26 protein-coding genes and 1 pseudogene are annotated in these 23,123 nt (G+C 37.5%); 12 read left to right on the plus strand and 15 right to left on the minus strand.

The window, feature by feature from the left end; translation table 11 throughout:
- Nucleotides 1-266 precede the first annotated feature (266 nt).
- The 3 genes and pseudogenes from C0512_RS16000 to C0512_RS04990 form a co-directional block, all read right to left on the minus strand.
- Nucleotides 267-1,055, minus strand: a pseudogene (locus C0512_RS16000) (recombinase family protein); the annotation flags it as partial.
- Entirely contained in the window at nucleotides 1,039-1,194 is a 156-nt protein-coding gene (locus C0512_RS04985; protein WP_290859398.1) for a hypothetical protein, read from the minus strand. The pseudogene C0512_RS16000 and the gene C0512_RS04985, both read right to left, overlap by 17 nt.
- Nucleotides 1,195-1,488: 294 nt before the next feature.
- A complete protein-coding gene (locus tag C0512_RS04990; RefSeq protein WP_290859400.1) occupies nucleotides 1,489-1,671 on the minus strand; it encodes a hypothetical protein in 183 nt (60 codons plus the stop codon).
- 16 nt (nucleotides 1,672-1,687) lie between these two features.
- Here C0512_RS04990 and C0512_RS04995 point away from each other — a divergent pair, with 16 nt between their 5' ends.
- From C0512_RS04995 to C0512_RS05050, 12 genes are all read left to right on the plus strand, one after another.
- A complete protein-coding gene (locus tag C0512_RS04995) occupies nucleotides 1,688-2,080 on the plus strand; it encodes a single-stranded DNA-binding protein (RefSeq protein ID WP_290859401.1) in 393 nt (130 codons plus the stop codon).
- 34 nt (nucleotides 2,081-2,114) lie between these two features.
- A complete protein-coding gene (locus C0512_RS05000; RefSeq protein WP_290859403.1) occupies nucleotides 2,115-3,188 on the plus strand; it encodes a DUF932 domain-containing protein in 1,074 nt (357 codons plus the stop codon).
- 52 nt (nucleotides 3,189-3,240) lie between these two features.
- Nucleotides 3,241-3,717: a hypothetical protein gene (locus C0512_RS05005; RefSeq protein WP_290859405.1), complete on the plus strand. Its 477-nt coding sequence runs from the start codon at nucleotides 3,241-3,243 to the stop codon at nucleotides 3,715-3,717.
- Nucleotides 3,714-3,923: a hypothetical protein gene (locus C0512_RS05010; RefSeq protein ID WP_290859407.1), complete on the plus strand. Its 210-nt coding sequence runs from the start codon at nucleotides 3,714-3,716 to the stop codon at nucleotides 3,921-3,923. The genes C0512_RS05005 and C0512_RS05010 overlap by 4 nt, the downstream gene beginning before the upstream one ends.
- The gene (locus tag C0512_RS05015; protein ID WP_290859409.1) at nucleotides 3,920-4,525 is read left to right on the plus strand and encodes a PRTRC system protein E; all 606 of its coding nucleotides are present in this window, start codon (nucleotides 3,920-3,922) and stop codon (nucleotides 4,523-4,525) included. The genes C0512_RS05010 and C0512_RS05015 overlap by 4 nt, the downstream gene beginning before the upstream one ends.
- 18 nt (nucleotides 4,526-4,543) lie before the next feature.
- Nucleotides 4,544-4,762: a PRTRC system protein C gene (locus C0512_RS05020; protein ID WP_074590740.1), complete on the plus strand. Its 219-nt coding sequence runs from the start codon at nucleotides 4,544-4,546 to the stop codon at nucleotides 4,760-4,762.
- A gap of 16 nt (nucleotides 4,763-4,778) precedes the next feature.
- Complete coding sequence (locus C0512_RS05025; protein ID WP_290859414.1) at nucleotides 4,779-5,945, plus strand: hypothetical protein; 1,167 nt, start codon at nucleotides 4,779-4,781, stop codon at nucleotides 5,943-5,945.
- On the plus strand, nucleotides 5,942-6,664 hold the full coding sequence (locus C0512_RS05030) for a PRTRC system protein B (protein ID WP_290859416.1): 723 nt from the start codon (nucleotides 5,942-5,944) through the stop codon (nucleotides 6,662-6,664). Before C0512_RS05025 ends, C0512_RS05030 begins: the two co-directional genes overlap by 4 nt.
- On the plus strand, nucleotides 6,664-7,470 hold the full coding sequence (locus tag C0512_RS05035) for a PRTRC system ThiF family protein (RefSeq protein ID WP_290859418.1): 807 nt from the start codon (nucleotides 6,664-6,666) through the stop codon (nucleotides 7,468-7,470). Before C0512_RS05030 ends, C0512_RS05035 begins: the two co-directional genes overlap by 1 nt.
- A 331-nt stretch (nucleotides 7,471-7,801) precedes the next feature.
- Nucleotides 7,802-8,791, plus strand: coding sequence for a hypothetical protein (locus C0512_RS05040; RefSeq protein WP_290859419.1), 990 nt, complete (start codon nucleotides 7,802-7,804; stop codon nucleotides 8,789-8,791).
- Between the two features lie 111 nt (nucleotides 8,792-8,902).
- Nucleotides 8,903-10,504: a hypothetical protein gene (locus C0512_RS05045; RefSeq protein WP_290859421.1), complete on the plus strand. Its 1,602-nt coding sequence runs from the start codon at nucleotides 8,903-8,905 to the stop codon at nucleotides 10,502-10,504.
- Complete coding sequence (locus C0512_RS05050; RefSeq protein WP_290859423.1) at nucleotides 10,504-13,155, plus strand: hypothetical protein; 2,652 nt, start codon at nucleotides 10,504-10,506, stop codon at nucleotides 13,153-13,155. The genes C0512_RS05045 and C0512_RS05050 overlap by 1 nt, the downstream gene beginning before the upstream one ends.
- A 27-nt stretch (nucleotides 13,156-13,182) precedes the next feature.
- Here the strand turns inward: C0512_RS05050 and C0512_RS05055 are convergent, their stop codons facing one another.
- The 12 genes from C0512_RS05055 to C0512_RS05110 all read right to left on the minus strand — a co-directional run bounded on the left by C0512_RS05055 (nucleotide 13,183) and on the right by C0512_RS05110 (nucleotide 23,117).
- Nucleotides 13,183-13,998, minus strand: a complete 816-nt coding sequence (locus C0512_RS05055) for a TIGR02391 family protein (protein ID WP_290859425.1) — start codon at nucleotides 13,996-13,998, stop codon at nucleotides 13,183-13,185.
- 27 nt (nucleotides 13,999-14,025) lie between these two features.
- Nucleotides 14,026-14,298 carry a molybdenum ABC transporter permease gene (locus C0512_RS05060; RefSeq protein WP_290859426.1) on the minus strand — a complete coding sequence of 91 codons (273 nt, stop codon included), beginning with the start codon at nucleotides 14,296-14,298 and terminating at the stop codon, nucleotides 14,026-14,028.
- 101 nt (nucleotides 14,299-14,399) lie between these two features.
- Nucleotides 14,400-14,849 (minus strand): DUF3872 domain-containing protein, encoded by a 450-nt coding sequence (locus tag C0512_RS05065; RefSeq protein WP_290859469.1) that lies wholly within the window; start codon nucleotides 14,847-14,849, stop codon nucleotides 14,400-14,402.
- Between the two features lie 11 nt (nucleotides 14,850-14,860).
- Nucleotides 14,861-15,421 (minus strand): conjugal transfer protein TraO, encoded by a 561-nt coding sequence (locus C0512_RS05070; protein ID WP_367160539.1) that lies wholly within the window; start codon nucleotides 15,419-15,421, stop codon nucleotides 14,861-14,863.
- A gap of 21 nt (nucleotides 15,422-15,442) precedes the next feature.
- Nucleotides 15,443-16,342, minus strand: a complete 900-nt coding sequence (gene traN / locus C0512_RS05075) for a conjugative transposon protein TraN (protein ID WP_290859430.1) — start codon at nucleotides 16,340-16,342, stop codon at nucleotides 15,443-15,445.
- 26 nt (nucleotides 16,343-16,368) lie between these two features.
- The gene (traM, locus tag C0512_RS05080; RefSeq protein ID WP_290859432.1) at nucleotides 16,369-17,682 is read right to left on the minus strand and encodes a conjugative transposon protein TraM; all 1,314 of its coding nucleotides are present in this window, start codon (nucleotides 17,680-17,682) and stop codon (nucleotides 16,369-16,371) included.
- 10 nt (nucleotides 17,683-17,692) lie between these two features.
- Complete coding sequence (locus C0512_RS05085) at nucleotides 17,693-17,959, minus strand: TraL conjugative transposon family protein (RefSeq protein WP_290859433.1); 267 nt, start codon at nucleotides 17,957-17,959, stop codon at nucleotides 17,693-17,695.
- 6 nt (nucleotides 17,960-17,965) lie between these two features.
- The gene (traK, locus tag C0512_RS05090; protein ID WP_290859435.1) at nucleotides 17,966-18,589 is read right to left on the minus strand and encodes a conjugative transposon protein TraK; all 624 of its coding nucleotides are present in this window, start codon (nucleotides 18,587-18,589) and stop codon (nucleotides 17,966-17,968) included.
- Between the two features lie 31 nt (nucleotides 18,590-18,620).
- Nucleotides 18,621-19,628 (minus strand): conjugative transposon protein TraJ, encoded by a 1,008-nt coding sequence (traJ, locus tag C0512_RS05095; RefSeq protein ID WP_290859437.1) that lies wholly within the window; start codon nucleotides 19,626-19,628, stop codon nucleotides 18,621-18,623.
- Between the two features lie 3 nt (nucleotides 19,629-19,631).
- Nucleotides 19,632-20,264 carry a DUF4141 domain-containing protein gene (locus C0512_RS05100; protein ID WP_290859439.1) on the minus strand — a complete coding sequence of 211 codons (633 nt, stop codon included), beginning with the start codon at nucleotides 20,262-20,264 and terminating at the stop codon, nucleotides 19,632-19,634.
- A 19-nt stretch (nucleotides 20,265-20,283) separates the two neighbouring features.
- The gene (locus tag C0512_RS05105; protein WP_290859440.1) at nucleotides 20,284-22,791 is read right to left on the minus strand and encodes a TraG family conjugative transposon ATPase; all 2,508 of its coding nucleotides are present in this window, start codon (nucleotides 22,789-22,791) and stop codon (nucleotides 20,284-20,286) included.
- A complete protein-coding gene (locus C0512_RS05110) occupies nucleotides 22,791-23,117 on the minus strand; it encodes a DUF4133 domain-containing protein (RefSeq protein WP_290859442.1) in 327 nt (108 codons plus the stop codon). Before C0512_RS05110 ends, C0512_RS05105 begins: the two co-directional genes overlap by 1 nt.
- Between the last annotated feature and the right edge of the window lie 6 nt (nucleotides 23,118-23,123).

A 23,123-nucleotide genomic window follows, 5' to 3' on the forward strand; every position in this document is an offset into this window, starting at 1 on the left:
GTATTTTTACATTTTGTTTTAACTTCCAACAACATATTTTCTGGTAAACTCATTAATTCGCAAACACTTAAAAATTGATTGTGTGCTTTGATAGCACTAATGTTATTGTGTTTTGGTACTTTACATTTATAGTAGTAAAAATACTTTCCCGATTTACCTCTAGAGGCTGCACCAGTAAGCAAATTACCGCAGTGACATTTGAGTATGCCCCTTAACGGAATTTCTTCATCTAATACTGACCTTGTCTTGTCTGGTTTTTTCATTTTGTTTTGCACCATTTGCCATGTTGTAATATCTATAATTGGCTCATGTATAGCGGGAAAAATTCCTCCTGGTAAATCTTTATATCCCTGAACTTTTAGCATGCCAACATACACAGGATTTAATAAAACCCTTTCAATAGCAGTGTTACCTTTTGTTTTAAATCCTAATTGATATGCTTTTTCTTTTATTTTATATAAAGGCACGTCTTTTAGATATGCATCATATATAAAACTAATAATCTTCGCTTCTTTTTCTTCAACAACTAATTTTCTATCTTTCTGCTCTCCTACTTTAATGTATCCAAATGGCGGTCTTGTGCCAATGTAACGTCCCTCCTTCGCTCTAGCCGTATAAAGTCCCCCTCTAATCTTTATACTCCTATTGATATTATCTTCTTCAGCAAGTAATAATTGTAATCCCGCTCTAAAAAAACTACCGGGAGTATCATAATCAAATGTTATACCCTCAGTTACACTAACCACCTGAATACTATATTTCCTTTGTAACATTTTAACCATACTCATTGCCTCTCCCGCATCACGACTAAATCTATCTAATTGATCCACCAACAGATAATCAACTACTTTATAATGCTTAGAAATAAACTCTTGCAACTTTATAAAATCTGGTCTATCAAAGGTCTTAGCACTCTTACCTCTATCAATAAAAGTATCAACTAATTTGACATCGTTAAATTTAAGCCATTGATCTGTATAAAGCTCTTGCCTTTCAATAGAACCATTACTTTGACCTAATTGGCTAAATCTTAAATATCTAATCGCTCTTTTCATATAGTTCTTTTAACGTTGTGGAGATAATAATTTCAACAAGTAAATTTAATATTTTTTGTTCTTTTTCTTTCTCAAAATCAATAAAATTTTCAGTTATTTTATTATCAATCAAACTTTTATCATCACCTTTTTCTTCCATTTTAATCCTCCTTAACTAAATAAAGCAAAGCCCTGACTGACTTTGGAAATTTTTTCTAACTCACACCCTGTAAGCTCATTATTTTGAATTTAGTAAGAAGACTAAATGATAATCATAAAATGGCTACTAATGGTTTTTTTTTTCCTCCAAAGTCTTATGTAGAAGCTTTAGAAAAATTTTAAGCTATCATTTTCTTAAAACATAAAACCAATAAATCTAATTGGAATAGAACTTTTTCCAATGCGAAACGGATAAAAAGGCAGCTAAGGTGTAATGGGCATCCTCCGCACCACCCTACCAAAAGACTACGGCATAAACGGTTTCCTCCCCAAAGGGTACCCCTCCAATTATTCCGTTTCCTTTTGGTTTTTGCAATTGCCCATACCCTATGAAGGCTTTCTTTTTTTCCGTTTTTTCTTTTGGAAAAAAGTTTTGCGGAGCAGGAAGAAAAGGAAATGTAACAGTATTATAAATCATTTAAACAAGAAAAACTATGAACATTACAGGAAGACTGACAAGGGATGCAGAAGTACGCACAACGTCACAAGAAAAACAAGTAGTAAACTTTTCAGTAGCGACAAACGACAACTACCGCAACAGACAAGGAGAACGTGTAGAGCAAACAACATATTTCGACTGCTCCTATTGGATAACCCCAAATGTAGCCAAACTACTTACAAAAGGCACTTTGGTAGAATTATCGGGACGAGTAAGTACAAGAGCATGGACAGGCAAAGACGGAGAGCCAAGGTCAGGACTGAATTTCCATACCTCGCAAATCAAACTGCACGGAGGTGGAAAGAGAGCAGAAACCGTACAGGTTACTTCACAAACTGAAAGTAGCAAGGGAACACCAAAGGGAACAGAGGACGACCTCCCATTTTAACAACGAGTATTTAAACATTTAAAATCATTATATCATGGCACACAACATTAATTTCAACGAGAGAACAGGACGTTATTCATTCTTTAGCGTACAACAAAAAGCATGGCACAGTTTGGGGCAAATCGTGGAGCAATACCCAACAAGCGAAGAAGCTATCAAGCACGCAGGGTTAGATTACGAAGTCGTAAAATCCCCAATATTTACCAAAGGTTCGGGCATTATCGAAACAGCTAATGGCATCGAGATAGGCAGTAGCGAATTGGAAGTACCCAACTATTTCGCCAACATTCGCACCGATAACAATACAGTATTGGGAGTAGTCGGTAAGGATTACCACATTGTACAAAATCGTGAAGCCTTTAATTTCTTTGATGCCATTGTAGGCGGTGGTGAGGGTATTCTCTATGAAACCGCAGGAGCGTTAGGCAACGGAGAACGCATTTTTATCACAGCCAAACTGCCCGACTATATCCGAGTAGGCAATGGCGATGATGTAACGGAAAAGTACATTTTCCTGACCACTTCGCACGATGGTAGCGGAAGTATCACAGCCGCATTTACACCTATCAGAATTGTTTGCCAAAACACCCTTAACGCTTCGTTACGCAGTATGACCAATGTAGTACGTATCAAACACACTTCGGGGGCAAAACAGCGTATCGAGAATGCCCACAAGATTATGGGGTTAGCTAACACATTGAGCAACCAGTTAGAGGGCATATTTAATGAGTGGGCAAAGGTAAAGGTAACAGACCGAGAGGTAAGAAAGTTAATCCAAATGGTACTTTGCCCGAACAAGGAAATGCTTGACCTAATCAAAAAAGGTGCGGAAGATGAAGTTTCCACCGTGTTCAAAAACACCGTTGATGATGCCTTTTCTTATGCAATGATAAGCGATACCCAACAAATGGACACGACCAAAGGTACTTTGTTCGGAGCATATAATGCAGTTACAGGCTACTATCAGAATGTAAGAAATTACAAAAACGATGAAGCCAAATTACAGAGCATTGTATTGGGCGGAACTGCCCAACTCAAATCACAGAAAGCATTTGAACTATGTACCGCCTTTGCAATGGATGGTGCGGAAACCTTTAACCTTAATTAAATAACAAACAGGCTACCGCTTTAAACGGTGGTAGCCTATAAAAACAACAACTATGGCAAATTGGTGCAGTAACACGGTTGTTTTCGAGGGCAAACCCGAAGCAATCAAACAGATACAACAGCTTTTCCAAGCAATGAAGGAAAAGGAAGATAAGACCGAAGAAGGGCAACTGCCCGACTATTCGAGCGATACCAACGGAGGGTATTTCTTCGATATTTATTGGAACGAGGGAGACGAGGGCGTATTTCAGTATGAAACTAAATGGTCGCCCAATACAGAAGTGTTAAGAAACATGGCGGAAAAATATAAAGTGAATTTTATACAGGACTATGAGGAAATGGGAAACGGAGTATATGGCAGGGCAAGTTATCAAAATGGGATTTTGGACGATGTGTGTTTGAGCGATGAAGAACTGGAAACCTATTCTTTTGATGAAGAAACGGACACTTACCATTTCGAGGGGGAAACATACGATAGCGATTGTGAGATATTGGAAACGCTTTTAGAACGCAAACTATCATTCCTATGAAAATAACAGACTTGAACGGATGCTCCATTGAGGTAACGAACCTTAAAGAAGCTATTGAAATGGCAAGGCAATACAAAGAGTACCGCCACGAGGATAAAAGTTTCTCCGAGTTCGACAAACGACAAAAAGCCTATTGGGAGGATATGCACGAGAAACTCAAAGCAATAAAAAAGCAAGTAACAATAACTAAAATCGAAAAGCAATGAACACAAATTTTTTCAATCAAATACAGCAGTTGGACTTTACAGGAGTATTGCAACTGAACATTTCAAAAGGAATAGAAAGCAACCTAATTGTAACGGTTATGCTCAACAACGAACAATGCGGAGATAACGCCAAAAACGGTATTCCCCCATTGACATTTAACGCCACGCCCCAAGAATTTGACGAGGGATTTTTTGAGCAGATAACCAAACCTATACAAAAGGTATCGGGATTAATGGTGGATATGGAAAAATTCCTAAAACAATTGGAAGAAGTTAAAAAGCAATCCGCAATCGAAAAGGAAAAAACCGAGAAAGCCAAAAAGGAGAAAGAAGCCAAAGACAAGAAGTTTAAAGATGCAATGGCAAAGGTGGACGAGTTGGAGAAAGAGGGCAAATTCCGTGAAGCGTGGATAAAAGTTCCTGATATAACGGAGTGTCCCGAAAAAGCGGACGAGATACGCAAACGCAAAACATCATTGTCCGACAAGTTTGGAACACCGAGCCTTTTCGGGGCAATGGAAGAAGCAAAACCCGAACCGCAAAAAGAGGAAGAAGTTACTGCCGATTATCCCATTGATGAAGCGGACGAAGAACAATATTAACACTTAAAAACGAGCATTATGTTATTAGCAACCCAATTAGAGCGAGTATTCATACTCAAAGATAAAGGACAGGACATCAAATTGACCGACCCCGAACCACGTTGGAGCGTGGAAGCCGTAATGAATTTTTACGCCAATATGTACCCGATTTTGACCACTGCCAAAGTATCTGCACCGCAAATCAAAGATGATGCAGTAGAGTACAAATTTGAGAGCGTAATGGGAACGAAAGGTTAACCAAAATTATAAAACGATGAATTATGCAACACAATATCATATCGGGAACAATCAGCATACCCGAACAGAAACGACAACAGCAGTTATACCGACAATTGGGCGAGTTCGCAAATTGGCTACAAAGACCAAAGGACACAAGCCAAGTGCAGAAAGACAAACAGAAATCCGTACCCATAGCAATGCTACCAATGGTATTCTAAAATGTACGTTTCTACCAAAATTGAAAACAGCACAATCTGTACAGGCTTGTCAGAAAACGGAGAGGGATTTCTATAAGTCCCTTTCCAAACTTGGCGACCATTACAGTATTGAACCAATGCAGACCAAAAATTTTGAGTTTCCCTACAATATAGCATTGGCTATGTGGGATATGGAAGCCAAAATAAAACGCACCCATATCAATTGGGATAGTTTCAAATTGGTACAGGACAGTAAGAAAATCTACTTCACAAGTGAGGAACGATACAGTACAGGTACAACCTTGTATTATATTCCTATTGTACCACTCTTTCAAATGCTCAAAGACCCCAAGCGTAAAAAGACCACACAGCTACTTATATCAGTATGCAGTTATCTGTACCATATCGCCCAAATTCCATATTACAGGCAGGAAGACAGTTATTTGTATTGGCTCTACGAAATGATGAACGATTGGGTGGAACAAGACGATGAAATAGACGAAACCGAAGCGTACAAAAGTGAGTTGAGAAATGCCGAATATTTAGGCGATAAAATTGAACAAAAGCTATTCAACCGTATTAATCTAAAGGTATTTGAACAGCGTTTGAGCCGATTTAAAAGCCTTGATACATTCGACAGGGAATGTTGGCAAGTTGCTTGTAATGCCTTTGCACTTTATACGGAATATCCCACAGCAAGCATTTTCAGAAACGCACCATTGCCTGAACAAGACCCCTATGATGATGATTACGAAAATGAAGTAATCGGAATGGAAAAGTACATTTCATTTGTCGCAGATACAAAAGGTTGGCTATATGAAAGCATTGCAGACAGCATCAACAATGAATTTAACGAATATGGAGCAATGGAAGAACCTACCATATCCAAGCGATTTGATGGAAGCGAAATACCAACAACCAACCTCGATTTTGAGAACCGTCTGTTTGATTTATTGAATGATTTGAGTGGATTATTATACGAATACAAAATAATAGAAAAATGAATAATACAACCGACATAACAGACCATTTTGGCACATTGTACCATCCAAAATCTGCTTTGGTTTTTTATGAAGCCAAAGGAACTGAAACCTATATGTATGTGGAGCATTTCGATATGGACAGCAACGGAACGCCTATCAATGCCCATCCATTAACCGTAAAGGAAGCTAATGTTTTGGCAAAAGCTTTACAGACCGATGAAGAAAAGAACCAAGCCTTTTTAAAACCAAAAGGAATCTTACCGACAAACATTCTGCATTTCAATCCGAATGTTGAAAAAGGTACAGTATTATGGTACACCAAAGCACAGAAAAGGCAACTGTATTTTGTGGATAGTTTGGGCATCCCTAATGGAATAGCACAAGTACCGCCCATGCTTTGGTTGGCGAACAAAAGCAGTCTTACAGTATTTGCATTGGCAAACGACAGAAGACCCACCGAGAAAACGCCATTGCATTATGCACCTTTCTTCAATATCTACGAAAAGGGCAATGTTTGTATGGGTACTGTTGGCATTGATATTAAAAATTCGGCTTCGGTTGAGGAATTTATACAGGCGTGGGAACATTATTTTTTCAATTCCTATTTCAGCCATTCCTTATGCGAGAACTTGACAAAAACAAACATTGTAAACCTTTGGAAAGACCTTGTTGGTACTGACAAGCCTTTTCCGAAAGAAGCATTGAAAAAGAATAACAAAACCCTTAAAAATCTATTGTGATGGGAACAGAAAAAACCGCAGTGCATTTTACGGACAATTACCTGCTCAGTCCGACCAATCCGATTTCGCTAAACCTTATCGGGGCAGGTGGCACAGGCTCAAAAGTATTGACCGCCCTGATGGAAATAAACGAGAGCCTGATAGCGTTGGGACACGCAGGGTTGCAGGTACGCCTTTGGGATGATGACATTATCACGAGTGCCAATTTGGGCAGACAGCGTTTTGCAGAAAGTGAAACAGGATTATACAAATCCGTTACCTTGATCAATCGTTGCAACCGCTGGGCAGGAACAAATTGGAAAGCCGAAACGGTAAAATTTGAAAAGGATAAATTCGGAAGATTGCCCGAAAAAGCAAGGGCAATCATTACTATTACGTGTGTGGACAATGTACAGGCGAGGTTTGGCGTTGCTGAAATCCTAAAAGAAACAAGCTACCGAAGACACTACCAAGATGAACCAAAATATTGGATGGACTTTGGCAACAGCCAAGATACAGGGCAGGTACTGCTATCTACTATCGGAGCGATAAAACAACCCAATTCAGAGAAATACCGAACGGTGGCAAGCCTGCCTTTTGTTACGGATGAATTTGGCGAATTGCTGAAGCAATCCGAACAAGGGGACAACACGCCAAGTTGCTCACTTGCCGAAGCATTGGAAAACCAGGATTTGTTTATCAATTCATCATTGACACAAATGGGGTGTTCCTTGTTGTGGAACTTGTTCCGCACGGGAATGACCGAATACAAGGGATTTTTTCACAATCTGAAAGATTTCCGAACGCACCCGATAAAAGTAGCCTAAATGCCAAAATCGGCGGGCAAAAATGCAATTCCTTACTACGGTCGGAAACGAATTTTTGCATTTAAAATTGGTGCAACCCCTTTGTCAAAATGTACCGCTACACATTTCCCTTCCCTTACATCTTACCAAGCAGGTTGCTAGATTTTTACATGGGATATTCACTATCCCATTTGTTGTGTTTAAGACTGACTTCTTTTCTTTTCAAATAGCGACCAAAGAAAAGAAGCAAAAGAACGTCGCAGAATTGATTTGGATTTTATCTTTTTGAAAGTTACAGAACCTGTTAAATTGATTAAATTTGAGGTCTGCTAGTAACACTATAAATTTCAAAATGATTGAAACAGAAATCTCAATAACTATAAACAGGAAATCCGATATTACCTTATTAGAGCAAACAATTGTGGGGAACAAGTTCCAATTTCCAGTTTACATTCGGGAATTTGAATTTAGCTATCAAATAAATTTTACAAGTGATTATGAGGAATGGGAATTAGACACGGTCATTCTCAATTCTTTTCCTGGATATGAATTTACCACCGACCTTGAAAAAGGACTAAAAGAAATACGGGTTCAAATATCCAGATACCAATCTGAATTATCGACCGATGGCTGGGGAAGACGGATTGAAAATCCTTTAGATGAAACGAAATATCTTGTAAAAGCGTCGGCAAGTAAACCTGAAAAATTCAACCCTAAAATCAAAGTATTGTTTGAAGATAAAGAGCATTACTACTTTGTAAATATTGTAGATGGTGTTAACAGGACTACTGAAGAAAAAGGTTTTTTACTTCTGGATCATTTTAAACCCAATGAAACTAATGAAGCAACATTTTTTAAAGATAGATTGTATAAATCTCCTTTAGAAGCCTTTCATTCAGGATACTATAAGTTATCTGAATTAGTGGATAAGGATTTTAGAACATACCTTGAAAACAGAAAGAAAGAAATCAGGGAAATTCAAAAGCAACCACGAAAAATCATCAGTGATTTTATAACTGCTTGCAACAGTTCAGATGAAAGTAGTATCCTGCTAAATCTTGACGAAAATATCGTTTTTGAAGCACGTAAAAACTGGAAAACTTTATTTGAAACCGAAAACATTTCAAATTTCAAAGAATATCTGAACTCATCCGAACAACAATTGTGCAGTAAGAATTTTAAAATTCGTTCATCTTGGAGTTTTAGTTTACCAAACGTGACTATTGGTGTAAAATATTTTCCACCAGCTACAGAACAGGATATGCACCCCACTCAAAAACATGAGCAGATAAGGTTTGTACTAGATGATAAAAAAATCGTCAGTATTCTGTATGAATGTTAGTCAGGTATAGCTAAAGTCAGTTTGGTTATGTCCACGATATAAATTTCAAGATAGTTTATTTTGTAAATTTGAAGAATAGTAGGTTACTAATAAATCAAATAGGAATTTTTAATGGCAGTATTACAAAAAGGCAAATCAAATTATCCATTTTGGGGAGCATCCATAAATCTAATCACTGGACTAGATCCTTTAGGACTGCAAACAACATCAGAGGCTACCTATGCCACTATGTTGCCAGGTATTTCTAACTTGACTAATCGTCTCCGTTATTATGGTTTTTATTGCTGGCTGTTAGATTTTTATTTCAAAAATGAAAAGCAAGGCAACTCAAAAGAACAATATCGTTTTATCCGCAGAGCTGAATTGATGATTGCCATAATTATGCAAAGCGAGCGTAAAGGAGTTCAACAGATAACAGGAAGTAACTTTGCTTCAAACCTAATAAATACAGCTGAGGACACTTATTTTGACTTAGCCGAAGGAGCAGACAAGGACAATACCGATAAAAATGTTTATTGGAAATATCCGTCCGGTGCATTCGGACAATATTATTATGGAGCAATGCAGGCACTTTCCTTAATTATTACAGCAATAAATGATGATGGAGATGTTATTTACAACATTAGTAAACCACACCCAAGACAAAAAGTTTCTGGGAAACAATTAGCCGAGGCTTTTGAAGTTTCATTGTCACCACAAATAAAAGAGTTGTTTTATAGTAATATTAAAAAAGGAAAACTTTACCACTCTGATATTTCAGAACTGATAAAATATTTTGCGATTGACACGATACAAACAGAAAATGCCGAATGGCAACTATATGTGGAAATGTTTTTGGACAAAGACGAACCAAGTCAAGAAATGGAAGAACGTTTTACTTTTCACAGAAAGGAAACAATTTTGTCACTGTTAAATACAGCTGTTAAAAATGAAAATAATTACGACTGGTATAGATTTCTATTGGAAAGTTACCGAAAGAAATTGGGCACAAATAGTTATCCTGAAACGGAAACTAATATTGGCTGGTACTGCTATCAATTAAATGAGTATTGGCAATACAGTTGCGGAACAATATTTTGGGCTGTATTACAACATCTTTACGATTTTCAACAAGACCAATATCTGCCATTGTTTGTAAAGAAATTTTCAAGCAGTATTACAAATGAAATATGCAAAGAGCTAAAGCAAGCCATAGAGCCAACAAGTTCACTTGCAGAAATTTTGGTGTTAATCACTGATACAGAAGACGAAGAAAACATCAAAAAGGAAATTGATGCAACAAACGACCCTGTTATGGCAGCAAAATATGGCTTTATGCTTTTGCTTCAAATATTCAAGAATAATAGAGAGCAACTTCATCCATTGAAAGAATTTATGAGCAGAAAAAAGATAGAAAGGGATGGGAATATGGTTGATGGCATCTTGACAGTTCACACAGCAGAAAATGACACACTTCAAGATTTTGTTGAACAATTTATTTTACGCAAAATTATTTACAGGCACTCAATGGTTGCACTCAGAAAAATGGGCAACGGCTCACAGGCTACCCACAAATTTTTTATTGAGGAACAATACATCCGTTTCATAGATACATTTCCACCAAGAAACACATCGCCAAGAATGAACGCCTTGCAAAACATAATGTTTGATTTACAGGTAATCAACGACCAAAGGGTTTTATCGCCATTACATAAGAAACTTTTGATTGACTGATGATACTAGAAAGAGAAAACATACTAACATTAATAGGAAGCAGAAGATATCATTCTGCAATTCTTACTACCTTCAGCTTTGACTTTTATTTTTTTGAAATGAAAGCAATGAAATGGTTGCGTTCTTGTGGCGTGAGAAACATCAACGTTTTTATTGACGGACATTATTATTCAGAGTTAATGCAACAAGCTACAGGAGAAGAAATGCAACTTTCTGCCGGTTATTCACTTTATCCTGTTTTCCAAAAGTCAGTATTCCATCCAAAAATTTGGATGTTGTTTGGTGAAAAAGAAGGGTTGCTTATTGTTGGTTCCGGAAACCTTACAAATTCTGGAAATGGTAACAATGATGAGATTTGGGGAGCATTTCATTTTGATATTCGTTCAACCGAAAATTCATCAATCTTTTCGTCAGCTTGGGATTATCTATCAACTCTTTCTTCGTCAGTTAAGGGACAGATGAATGAAAAAACTACAAAATGGATACTTGAACATTCTAAATGGCTGAATGAATTGCCAAAGACAAGACCATTTCAATTTTTCGAAACGTCGCAAAAAGAGAAGGTTGCTTTCCTGTTTAATACTGAAACAACTTCTATTTGGAACGAACTTTTAAAACATCTTAGCAATGAGAAAGTAGTAGAAATAACTACCATTTCTCCATATTATGACAAGAATGGGAAAGTATTACAAGAACTCAATTCTCTTTTTCCTTCAGCCACAGTAAAAGTTATATTGGATGAAAGTGGGTTAATCCCTTCTACAATGCAAGTGAGCAAAGCTTTTACATTTTACGATTGGTGTTATGCCGGCGTAAGCAAAGTGCAATATGCAAAATCTGGAAACTCAAAATCAAAACTTCACGGGAAGATTATTCATTGCAAGACAAAAAATGGAAAAGAGTTTTGCCTGTTCGGTAGTGCCAATATTACACCTGCAGGGTTGGGATTATTGGGCAAAAATTCAAATGCAGAAGTTTCACTTCTTATTCAGTCAGAAAAAGGTGGATTGTTAAATCAATTAGGCATAAAACTGAAAACAAGCAATAGTAAAAGCCTTGATGAATTTGCAACGACTACAAGTAAATCAATTTATGAAACTATAATCGAGAATAATCAATACAAACTGCAACTGCTATCGGCAGAGTTGATTTATGATGAATTTATACTTCATTCCAATGGTACTTATACCGATGAATTCAGGATTGTCTTCTTCGATAAGCAAAACCGATTTTTGTATTCCAAAACATTCTCAAATTATGGGAAAGAACTAAAAACAAAACTTAATTTGGAATTAGGCACTTTCCAATATGTGCAATTGACAAATATTAATGACGAGATTATCTCTAATAAACTTTTGATTTCAGATTATTTCCTCTTGGCGAAAACGCATCCTAATCCAAAGACAGAGGAAATTGAAAAAATTTATAGCGAAATCCAAAATGGAGAGCTGAGTAAAGTTCTCGACCTGTTGCATTATGCAATCTTTGATGAAACAGAAAATGAAACAGGAGCTAGCTTTTTAGATAGTAGGAGAAACACGTTTACAAAGCTGAATGATTACAAAGAACCTGAAAAACTTTACGATCGCTCTTCTTATAAAACAATAGAAAATTCTGGATTTGAAAAAAACCTTCTACTCTCTTCTCTTTCCCTACGTGTCTTAGATGTTTTGAAGTTCATAAATTTAAATGGACTTTCAACGAATAAGCAAGCTGATATAAGTATTGATGAGCAAGAAGACGATTTAGGTAACATAAATGGAAATGAGGAAGGAGAAGTGGCAACTGTTCGTAACCTCTCTTTTGCTGTGCTTAAATCTGAAAAAAGAAAGTTGATGAACTACTTTGATAACCTTTACCATTACCAACAAGAAATTCTTTATGGGTATAATCGACCAAAAACATATAGGCCTACACTTACAGATTTGACTAAATATTTAATCGCTCTTGAGTTGATAAATGAATATGGAGGGAAATCTGCAAAGTATGACGAACAAGGAACACAACATTTTTTCAGTTATTTGCCCTTAGTAGATAACTATGATAATAACAATGTAAAAGGTTGTTGTTTAAACTTAATTGGCGACTTTTTGATGCTGGCAAGAAGCGGATTTAAAGCGTATGAATTTGACTACACCAAAAAGAAAATTGAGGAACTAAAAAAAGAGGCGCTCATAAGCACAATTGTTTGCTTGGTAAACAATCGCTGGAAAGATGATGAATTGCATTACTTTTTTACGATGGTTTTAAATGCACTTCATCATTTAGGTTGCAAAAATGCAGATGATTTCAATGCCAACTTCGAAGAGTTGAAAACCAAAATTAACAGTAGAATTTCTGAGTTGAAAAACAGGACAAAGGGATTTGAAAAAAACTTAGAGATATTTTACAGAAAACTTTGTCCATCGTTTATAAAGGTAATTAAACAGATTGAAGATAAGACCTTTGATACCTCCGCAGTTCAGGGTCAAATTATTTACAAATCGCCTTGGGGCTATAGCTACGTTCAGTCCGTTACAAAAACAAACGATTTCAGTTTAATCAGACCAGGCTTTATGTGGGATGATAATAAGGAAGATTACATAAAGCATAGCCCAGACGAAATTTATTTACCTTTAAAGCTTACATCTTTTATATGTACTGATTTGTAGGTTTAGCAGAAATCGAACTACTCTGGACTATCCGTCTTTTGGTTCCTTAAGTCCTGTTCTATAAGTGTTATCGAGTTTATTATGGATTATTGTTGCTACAACCAAAACTTCTGTCATTTGTGAGAGTTGGGTATCCTCTAATATTTTTGGATTGTGCGCTTTTGGATTTCTATACATAGAAAAAAACCCTTTACAGAAGTTTCCAAAGCCCTTATGTTCACTTTCTTCGCTTGGATTATTAAGGGTATTAAAAGCAAGCATAGGTCTTTTTTCCTTTCCCAACGCAAAACAATCATCAACTAAATCTGCTCCGTCTGAAGTATAGCCACTCTTTTGCCTAAGCCTTTCTGCAACACTTTTTGTAATTTCAAGTATAGCGTGAAAATAATTTTCCTTTAACCATTCAGCTTCACAGTAAGGCAAAATTTCTGAATGAACTCCAATGCCGTGTACTTTTTCTTTGATTTTAAGTGACCTGCTTTTAGCTTCTGAAATGGTTTTAGCCCTATCAACTTGTCGGGGTTGCCCAGTTTTATCAATTTCTATCCCTTCATAAACGAGTTTCTCATTCATAGTCGTTCTATCTTTTTCAAATTCATCTTCTGAATTATATCTTTTTGGGTTTAATAACCTGACAACAAATGCCAATACATTATTTCCGCAACTGTCTTGTTCTTGTCTTTCTTTTAGCGCATAAAAGAGTCTATCTGTTTTGTTTGTACCGTATTGAGATTGAGAAATACCAGCACCAGATAAATGTTCTGTAATTTTGGTATGGGTCAGCATATTTGAAACTATATCAGATATATTTCGCAGGGTTATGTCATCAAAGGATTTTGTCATTCAATAATTGTTCTATTTTAAAATTAGTTATCTTGATTTTTGTATCTCCACATTTTGTTTTTCTTTATCTTTCTTTTCACGAGAATAAACCCATAATGACAAAAGTCCATAAATAATCAGTGCATAAGCTACCCATTTACCAAACTTTTCAAGCAATTTAATAGTAAGCGAACTTTCATAAGATGAAAATCCTTCTGCTCCCATAGGGCTACGTCTGTAAAACTTTCGCCGGTTAATCCAGTAGCGAAGTCCCAAGCCTGCAACCAAAAATATGATGCCTATTATCAATGATGCGATCATAACAAAAACACTTTATATTCACCTTTTAAATTTACAAAAATTTAGCTTCGATTACTCAAAAGAAAGAAATCCTGCTTTTTGTGGCAGGATTTCTTTCTTTTTTAATCAGTACTGTTAAACTGAAAACTTATCTGCTTTTCATTCCCGAAGCTGTCCGAAATCCAAACCACAAAGGATTGTGATACGGCAGATGTTGAGGTGTAATACAACCGAAACTGCTCCGTTGGTAATTGGTACAGATCGTTAGGCAGATACGGTGGTTCATCGTAGTATCGCAACGTTCCCTGTCCGTCAAATTGAAAGTAGCGGAGAAAATATTGCGTGTTGCTGTAATTGCCTGTTCGCTGTATGGTAATCCGTATCTCTACGGTCTGCCCACTGGCAACATCTTTGGGTACAGGCATTACTTTGACCTCAAAAGGGAAATCGTTCTGTATTTCGAGTTCATCGTCTTTGCTACAAGATACCAACGTAACCGAAGCTGTGAGGATTGCTAAGAACATATATATTAGTAGTAATCCTATTCTGAATTTATTGAAAAATATTGTCATCATTTTACGTTTTAAAAATTAAATCTTAATCCCACACCTGCTGACGGTCGGAGTTGTTCCAAATCCGTACCCCATAAGATTTTTGCACGTCCTTGCAGGACTAACACAAAACGGTCAGATAGATACGTTTCAAAAGTGAGTCGTCCACCTGCTCCATAGATGAAGGTGTCCTGGCTCAGTATTTTCGCTCCGTCATACAACATTGCTTCTCCACGGTTGATGCTTTCATAACCGACTACGCCTGTTATTCCAGCATTCAAAGTGATATTTTTACGGGCATCGCCTAACAAGAAGAAACTGTAACCACCCTCTGCGGTATAAGTTTCCTGTGGTATGCGAAGGTCTTTGTAATTGTGATATTGATGCGTATATTCCAATGCCCAAAGCTGATAGTTACTGTTTTTACCGTTTACTGTCATTGCTACATTGATATAATAATTGTTAGCTATTTTATCATCAGATAGTACACCAGCACTCACTTCCAATCCTTTTTGTTTGGGTAACATTCTTTGTGCCTGTGTAACCGTGATGATCATAAATATGAGCATCACGGTATAGATATACTTTTTCATATTATTTGCTTTAAAAGGTTATTAAAATTTTAAGTGCATATTGTTAATCAAACGAGCATTGATTAAGTCGGAATTTTCTATCTGAAGCGTTTGATGCCTACCTCCGTTTTTCTCGAAAATCTCAATCAACAGTACCTTGTCATCGACAATTGTAAACTGATCTAAGAGGAACACATTTTGTTCAATTATTTTTCCTCCAATCTCATCCAGTGGTCTGTAAATACGAAGTGGTATCATTGGTCTTTCCTGAACTACGGTACGCTTAGCTACCTTTTTGTCCACCACTTTGAAATTGATAAAATCAATTTGGAAAGGCACATTTGTACGGTTTCTCAATTCCGTATGAAAATAGTATTTACCGTTGTGGATGTAAATTCCTTTTAGAATAAACTGAATTCCGAAATTTTTAGCCCCAATATGCTTTACGATACGTTTGTCTTTTTTGTAGATAGTTTCCAGTAACAAATTTGCCAACGAAGGAGAATCTATTCCCAATTCTTCAAACAGAGCTTCGTTTTCCATACTTCTGTTTGCGGATTTGCGGATCTTTAGCAGATCAATATTCAGTATCTCAGGACATGCGGCATAAAGCACATTGAAATTGTAGAAATGTCCATCATCAGTAATCACCGAAAAGTTCGTTTCTTCCTTAAAATCTTTAAGTGCAGCTTTGACACGCAATACATTTTCCGCATCCTCAGCCTTTCCTGCAATTAAGTTCCCACTACCTAAATCCACATAACGGATAGCCGCCGGAAAAATAAGATGGGAAGTCTTGTCATAAGTTACTTCCATATTGTAAGGTTCGATTCTACCTAAAGGAAGTGTTGTATTCTTTGATAAATTTTCCTGTGCATTAGACAGGGTTACATAACCAACAAATAAGGCTAAAGCCAATACGTTTTTTAAAATCTGTTTCATCTTTCTGAGTTTTTATATAATTACTATTATTTTTTAGGTACCAAAAAAAGCTGGTGACCTGCTTTGAGTGTTATCTTGGGGGTATTCATTTTTTTGGAAAAATAACCGGAAGTTCCCTGTACTAGTCCTTTGCTTAAATCTGCTGTCAGTTGCTGACCCGGAGATGAAGTCAACATTATATTCGTTCCGGTAGAGGTTCCCATTCCTGAAGCAATTTCTTTTAAAGCGTTCATCTCAGGAGCATAAGGAACATATAACCCCTGCTGTCCATCCAGATCATAGGCTATAATATCTACAGGAAGAATAGAACCTTCCAATTCCATCGAAGTTACTTGTAACATTAACCTACCATTGTTCATTTTTACCGATGCAGTAGTTAATAATGTCCCTATTGGAATAATCCTGTTTCCAACACGTGCCGATTCCAATAAACGAAGACGGACACTACTGCCTATAGAAACGGTTTGCATGTCATGCACACAGGCACGTATGCTGTTTTTAGGAGCAGAAGGTTCTAAAACGCTTCCCACAGTATGGAAATTTCGATTACGCTGCTGACTCCAGTCGGCCAGAAATTCTGCATTTGTCGGTTCTCGATACAGAGAAGATATCGGTTGCTTTTTAACAGAAAAGACCGGTTCTATCGGTTCTCTCCGAGTATTTCCTTGAGCACTTGTTTTAGATTTAATTGTATCGCCTGTCTGTGGGAAATACTTGGCGGCCATTTCATATGACTTCTCCATTAATATTAACTGGTTTTCCATCGGATTTTGCGGACTTTCTTTTTGTGCCAGTTGCCCTTTCAATTCTTCCAGTTCCTTGCGTAAAGCATCGGTTTCACGATTTCCTTCGTAAAATGTTCCCAAAGTGTTTTGCATATTACGGTAGCTCTTCAGAGCTGCATTAGTTTTGCTCTGTGGTTTTCCGTAAGAATTGACAACAGCTTCTTCTTCCAGTTGTTCAATATCAGGTTGCTCCATTTCAGTACTGTCCGTATTCCAATAATCAGATAAAGCCATCAGTGTAGCTTTTTTTTCCCTTTCTTTTTGTTCCATCATTTCCTGCTCGTAAGCCTTTTGCTTGTCTGCCTGCAGTCCTGCATCAGTAGCCTGTGGAACAGCATCATTAATTCCTACATCTTCAGGCAGCTTTTTATTAGGCTCTGGAGCGAAAATCATATACAAACATCCTAAAAAGACTATTATCATTAACCCGAAAATCATCGGTTTCTTGAACCGTTCAATCCTGCCGGATGAAATATTCTGCGGGTTATCGGAGTCCGTTTTTCGGTTTCCTTCTGTTACCAGAATATCTGGTCTCTTTTTTTCGTTTTCTTTCATATTATCATTTTTATTGGTTATTATTAAACTTTTGTACGCTGTCTGCTTTGGGTATATTCATCTTTTTGATAGCTGGAATCTGAATATGCCTGATTTCCATATTTTTATCTTGCTTTGTGAATTCAGACCATTCACTTGCAACAGTGATAATCCCCAGCAATACATATAGTCCCAAAGCAATTAATATGGCTTTTTTTCTCTGTTGGGGAGAAAGGTTTTCACACCATTCTTCTATCCGCTTATTCAACGCATCTAAATAGTCTAAAATCTTTTTCATAATCTTTTATCGTTGAATGACCTGTATATCCTTGTTTTCCAATACACCGAATTTTTCAATGGTAAATCCCTGCGGGTTGTTATCCGAACGCACCGAGTTAACCAAAAGGCAGGAAGTAATAAGACTTCTCTGGGTTACATTACTGGAACGGATGATGAACTGCTTGGCAAATGTTTTTACCAAATATGGATATTGGTTAAAATCACATTGGATGCTGTCCACCTCAATACGTTGCTGTACGTTACCGCTTATGATGCGATTGTAATAGCCCTTTTCGGATAAGTCCTTATAGTAATCGAAAGCACTTTTATCAGCCAGGTAAAAAGCCCGTTTCATATTACTTTCAATTGCCTGCTTATCTGGTGCTAAAGTGAAAAACAACTCGTGAAAGCGACGGATATGCTCACGGGCTTCTACCGGCTTGTTGATCGAGGCATCCTGAGAAAGTGCCACCATAAGGGATTTCCCATTATCCAGCACATAAATTTTTTGTCTTTGTTTTTCGGCAAACTGATACGAATTCCATACGGTATAACCGGAAATGCCGATGCACAGCAAAGCAAAAACAAGGGCAAAAAGCCTGATTTGTCTAAAACTATTTTCTATGTTCCTTAAAATTTTAAATTCCATTTTTCATTTATTTTAAATTGGTTAATACGCGTTATTTTTTCAAAAGCTGTCCGCTGATATTGCCTGCCACTGACCCTGTACCAGCACCTGCAAGATTTCCTGCTTTTTGAGCCGATTGGTTCACGTTGCGGTTATAATTACCCATACCTCCGGCCTGAATAACCCAACCTGTTACAGTCGGTATCGTGAAGTAGCCAATAATTCCAATAATCATGAAAATAATATACACGGTGTTCGAGGTATCGGGAATAAATGCCGGATCTGACAAGCTCTCAATATCATTTTCCAGAATGAGTGATTGTATCTTGGCAAGCATAGAACTGAACAGGTCAGCTACCGGAAGCCATAAATACACACTAATGTATCGGGTGAGCCACTGGGTAAGCGTGGATTGAAAGCCATCCCATACCGAGATTGCAAAGGCAATCGGCCCCAAAATGGACAGGACTATCAGAAAGAATGTCCGTATTGTATCTATAACGAGTGCTGCTGCCTGAAAAAGTACCTCCAGTAATTCCCTAAAAGAATCTCGGACACTTTTTTCCATATTATACATTGTCCTCTCGATATACATTCCCGACATCGTTGCAAGGTCTGAAGGCGACCAGCCCAATTCTTCAAGCTTTTTGTCAAATTCCTCGTTTGATACGAGATAAGCTGTTTCAGGATTACGGAGCATGGCTTCCCTTTCCAATTGGTCTTTCTGTTGTTGCAATGCATGCAGGTCAAGCACCTGACCCTCCAATATATTATGCGTACCGGTTACTACAGGGCTCAATACAGCATTAATAGTTCCCAATACAATGGTAGGAAAGAACATAATGCACAAGCCCAAAGCAAAAGGTCTTAAAAGCGGATATACATCAATCGGTTCCGCACGGCTGAGTGCCTGCCAGACTTTAAGAGCAATATAAAACAAGGCACCTAATCCCGCAACACCCTTCGCTACAACAGCCATCTCCGCTGAAAGCGGAAGCATTTCGTCATATAATGAGCGTAATACCTCATGAAGATTGTTAAATTCGACAGCTAAAATCATACTTTACCAGTATTTTTGATTGGCAGTTCCATAAAGTTGCAAGACACGTTGGCTGTCATTTTGTTTTTTGGCTCTTAAAAAACTTATGGAAATATTCTTGTTAGTATAGTATCGTACCAGATTATGGTAGTCTTTGACTTCTTTATATACCCTGTCGATAATATCCATTCGCTCCTTATCATTCAGTGACAAACTTGAAGCATTTATAATCTGCTTCAGTTCTTTAAGCAGTTCTGTACTTTCATTTAAAAGCTGTGAATACCCATTGGCAATTGCAGCGAGCTCCTGCGGTGCGAAATTGGGATCGTTCATCATCTTTCCAAAGTTTGTCACGTAGATTTCTGATATATCACCTACCATTAGTACTGTCTGTTGCACCTTACGTGCGTCTTTTACCAGATTGTTGACAGCTTTCAGGGCATCATAGTACTGTTTCCCTTGATTATACACTTTTTCAACTTCCTTGAAGTTTTTGATCACATTGGTAACTGTGGAAGAAGTCTGAACGATTTCCTGTGCACTGTTCACAATACTCTGTGCCAAATTGGTAGGATCGGTCACTACCCATTGGGCTTTTGCGGACGGTGTCGCAACTAACATCAGTACTGCACACACCATGAACATTAATTTTTTCATTGTTTTAAAAATTTAAGGATTAATAATTAGTTATATTTTCTCTTCTTTGGGAAGCAATACGTTTGATTGCCAATTCTACATTTCCGTTCAGGCTTTGCGCGAGCTGCATCACTTCCATCTTTTCTGTTTCTTCGGTAGTATAAGCGAGATACTCTTCGAGTGAAACTTCAGTGGCATAGACCGCCGAGTGCGTTCCACCCAAGCCTATCCATACCTCTTTGTAAAGTCGTGAGGGATCATTGTTCATGTTGATAGATAATACCTGTGCTTTTTCCTTGTCGGTCAATCCGAGCATTGCCTGAATGTCATCGAATTTGTTCATGTACTTGCGTTGGTCGAGCAAGATTTTGCAATCTGAATTATTGATAATGCTCTCCTTGACAATGGGCGACTGGATTATGTCGTCAACTTCCTGAGTTACGACAATAGCTTCTCCGAAAAATTTCCTCACCGTTTTAAATAAATACTTGATGTACTCCGCCATTCCTTCTTTTGCAATGGCTTTCCACGCCTCTTCAATTAGAATCAGTTTACGAATGCCTTTGAGCCTTCGCATTTTGTTTATAAAAACCTCCATGATGATGATTGTTACTATTGGGAACAAAATTTTATGATCCTTAATAGCATCAATTTCAAACACTATAAAACGTTTGGATAGCAAGTCTAACTGCTTATCAGAATTGAGTAGGTAATCATATTCACCACCTTTGTAGTAAGGTTCCAAAACATTCAGAAAATTGGAGATATCAAAATCTTTTTCCCTAACTTGTTTTTCTTCCAATACCTTACGGTAATCGCCTTTTACATACTCATAGAAACTATTAAATGATGGATAGGAATCATCTTTTTTAATACGCTCGATATAACCACTCACGGCATTGGAAAGAGCAACCTCTTCTGAACGGGTTGGCGGTTCATCATCACGTTTCCAAAGTGTCAGTATCAAAGTCTTGATACTCTCTCTTTTTTCAATATCAAAGACACCATCATCAGTATAGAATGGATTAAAAGCAATAGGATTGTCTTCCGTATATGTAAAGTAAACACCGTCTTCTCCTTTGGTCTTTCCTTTGATTAGTTCGCATAAACCTTGATAACTGTTTCCAGTATCAACTAATAGTACGTGAGCACCCTGTTCATAATATTGTCTAACCATATGATTAGTGAAGAACGATTTTCCCGAACCTGACGGACCCAAAATAAATTTGTTCCGGTTCGTAATAATCCCACGCTTCATAGGTAAATCCGATATATCCAAATGAATAGGCTTTCCAGTTAGTCGGTCTGCCATTTTAATTCCGAATGGTGATGGCGAATTCTGGTAATTTGTTTCTTCGGTAAAGAAGCACAAAGCCGGTTCAATAAATGTGTAAAAGCTTTCTTCACTTGGAAAATCCGCAGCATTACCTGGGATGCCCGCCCAATAAAGCGTTGCCACATCAGTAGTGTTGTGTCTGGGTTTACACTCCATCAATGCCAAAGCACTGCCAGTATTGTTCTTTAATTGCTTCAACTCATTTGGATCATCCGACCATGCCATTACATTAAAATGGGCACGGATAGAAGAAAGCCCGAAGGATTGTGCTTCGTTCAAATACCGTTCAATCCACTCTTTATTTATCTGATTACTTCGGCTGTAGCGTGCCAACGAATGCATGTTCCTTGCTGACTTTTCAAATTTTCTAAGGTTTTCATCACTATTATCAATAAATAGGTACTGGTTATATATGTGATTACAACTCAATAGCAAACCTACAGGAGCAGCAAACGATAAACGGCAGTCACTTCGGTCGGTGGAAAGTTTTTCATAACGATTATCTGCTGACACTGTTGCTGGCAAATCATCCGTATCGGACAAGGTGTGCAGGCATAATCTTTTATTCCCTATGCGCAATTCTTCAGCACTTAGAGCAATATCCTCCATCGGACTGTTCGCTTCTTTGGAAAGGGTAAGATATTGTTCCAGCAGCCCCTGCCTTTCATCATTCCCTATAATATCTTCTTCAGTCAGGCGAACAATCTCTACAAATCCAGAATCATTCATAATTCGTTCAAACTGTGCTACGGCTTCCATGAAACGTTGAATTACTTCTTTATCCCTGACTTCTTTCGGAATTAAAGTTCCTTTGCAAAGGGATGAAAAATTGCTCTGCATCCGCATACGCTCTTTGGAAGTTTTGGTCAGAAACAGGTAGCAATAATGGTTCAAAAATGGTCGCTCGTTGAAATGGCGTTGATAGGATTTTGCCAAAAAACTCTGGTCTTCCTTTGGCATATCTGGTGCATAACTCTCTTTAAGGTACCAATCCTGTTTATGGATAACCGTATAGTCTGGCAGGGTTTTGATGGCTTTATACCAAGCGGAATGAATAGCTTCATATTCAGCCGAGGCTACTGTAAACAGTTCTGGTAAATGAACTTTGAAACAGGCGGTAATATCGGCATCTTTAGAAAGAATGCAATTATTTTCTATAGCCATCAATGGAAACTTATTCTCTAAAGTTGATATTTTGGATGCATTTCTCATTACCTATTGTTTTTTGAAAGTTGAACATACCGACGAATAGATTTTCGACAGAGGATGTACTGAGGATGCCTTTTCTTAGCACCAATTTTCATTAATCCGTGTTCGCCATATTTTTTATTTAGAGAAAATGTCTGCCAGATGATTAGTGACCCTCCACCGGCTCCTAGAAATAGGCAGATGTACGAATTCACTCCTGCCATATACAGAATCATTATCAAAATGAGAATACCCAAAAGCCCTCCTGCAAAAATGAAGAGATACTGAGATTTAAGCCCCTTAAATTCAACTGTCCTTCCGATTCCTTTATTAATGTTGTAGCTCACCATATTTAT

This window comes from Flavobacterium sp. (genome assembly GCF_013822155.1).
GTDB lineage: Bacteria > Bacteroidota > Bacteroidia > Flavobacteriales > Flavobacteriaceae > Flavobacterium.

Coding starts and splice junctions, on each gene's coding strand:
- traM (WP_290859432.1), bottom strand. CDS start 17,682: ATGAAAGAAAACGAAAAAAAGAGACCAGATATTCTGGTAACAGAAGGA.
- C0512_RS05040 (WP_290859419.1), top strand. CDS start 7,802: ATGATTGAAACAGAAATCTCAATAACTATAAACAGGAAATCCGATATT.
- C0512_RS05065 (WP_290859469.1), bottom strand. CDS start 14,849: ATGACAATATTTTTCAATAAATTCAGAATAGGATTACTACTAATATAT.
- traJ (WP_290859437.1), bottom strand. CDS start 19,628: ATGATTTTAGCTGTCGAATTTAACAATCTTCATGAGGTATTACGCTCA.
- C0512_RS05030 (WP_290859416.1), top strand. CDS start 5,942: ATGAATAATACAACCGACATAACAGACCATTTTGGCACATTGTACCAT.
- C0512_RS05005 (WP_290859405.1), top strand. CDS start 3,241: ATGGCAAATTGGTGCAGTAACACGGTTGTTTTCGAGGGCAAACCCGAA.
- C0512_RS04995 (WP_290859401.1), top strand. CDS start 1,688: ATGAACATTACAGGAAGACTGACAAGGGATGCAGAAGTACGCACAACG.
- C0512_RS05105 (WP_290859440.1), bottom strand. CDS start 22,791: ATGAGAAATGCATCCAAAATATCAACTTTAGAGAATAAGTTTCCATTG.
- C0512_RS05060 (WP_290859426.1), bottom strand. CDS start 14,298: ATGATCGCATCATTGATAATAGGCATCATATTTTTGGTTGCAGGCTTG.
- C0512_RS05070 (WP_367160539.1), bottom strand. CDS start 15,421: ATGAAAAAGTATATCTATACCGTGATGCTCATATTTATGATCATCACG.
- C0512_RS05045 (WP_290859421.1), top strand. CDS start 8,903: ATGGCAGTATTACAAAAAGGCAAATCAAATTATCCATTTTGGGGAGCA.
- C0512_RS05035 (WP_290859418.1), top strand. CDS start 6,664: ATGGGAACAGAAAAAACCGCAGTGCATTTTACGGACAATTACCTGCTC.
- traN (WP_290859430.1), bottom strand. CDS start 16,342: ATGAAACAGATTTTAAAAAACGTATTGGCTTTAGCCTTATTTGTTGGT.
- C0512_RS04985 (WP_290859398.1), bottom strand. CDS start 1,194: ATGGAAGAAAAAGGTGATGATAAAAGTTTGATTGATAATAAAATAACT.
- C0512_RS05010 (WP_290859407.1), top strand. CDS start 3,714: ATGAAAATAACAGACTTGAACGGATGCTCCATTGAGGTAACGAACCTT.
- C0512_RS05015 (WP_290859409.1), top strand. CDS start 3,920: ATGAACACAAATTTTTTCAATCAAATACAGCAGTTGGACTTTACAGGA.
- C0512_RS05020 (WP_074590740.1), top strand. CDS start 4,544: ATGTTATTAGCAACCCAATTAGAGCGAGTATTCATACTCAAAGATAAA.
- C0512_RS05000 (WP_290859403.1), top strand. CDS start 2,115: ATGGCACACAACATTAATTTCAACGAGAGAACAGGACGTTATTCATTC.
- C0512_RS05050 (WP_290859423.1), top strand. CDS start 10,504: ATGATACTAGAAAGAGAAAACATACTAACATTAATAGGAAGCAGAAGA.
- C0512_RS05055 (WP_290859425.1), bottom strand. CDS start 13,998: ATGACAAAATCCTTTGATGACATAACCCTGCGAAATATATCTGATATA.
- C0512_RS05085 (WP_290859433.1), bottom strand. CDS start 17,959: ATGAAAAAGATTTTAGACTATTTAGATGCGTTGAATAAGCGGATAGAA.
- C0512_RS05100 (WP_290859439.1), bottom strand. CDS start 20,264: ATGAAAAAATTAATGTTCATGGTGTGTGCAGTACTGATGTTAGTTGCG.
- C0512_RS04990 (WP_290859400.1), bottom strand. CDS start 1,671: ATGATTTATAATACTGTTACATTTCCTTTTCTTCCTGCTCCGCAAAAC.
- C0512_RS05110 (WP_290859442.1), bottom strand. CDS start 23,117: ATGGTGAGCTACAACATTAATAAAGGAATCGGAAGGACAGTTGAATTT.
- traK (WP_290859435.1), bottom strand. CDS start 18,589: ATGGAATTTAAAATTTTAAGGAACATAGAAAATAGTTTTAGACAAATC.
- C0512_RS05025 (WP_290859414.1), top strand. CDS start 4,779: ATGAATTATGCAACACAATATCATATCGGGAACAATCAGCATACCCGA.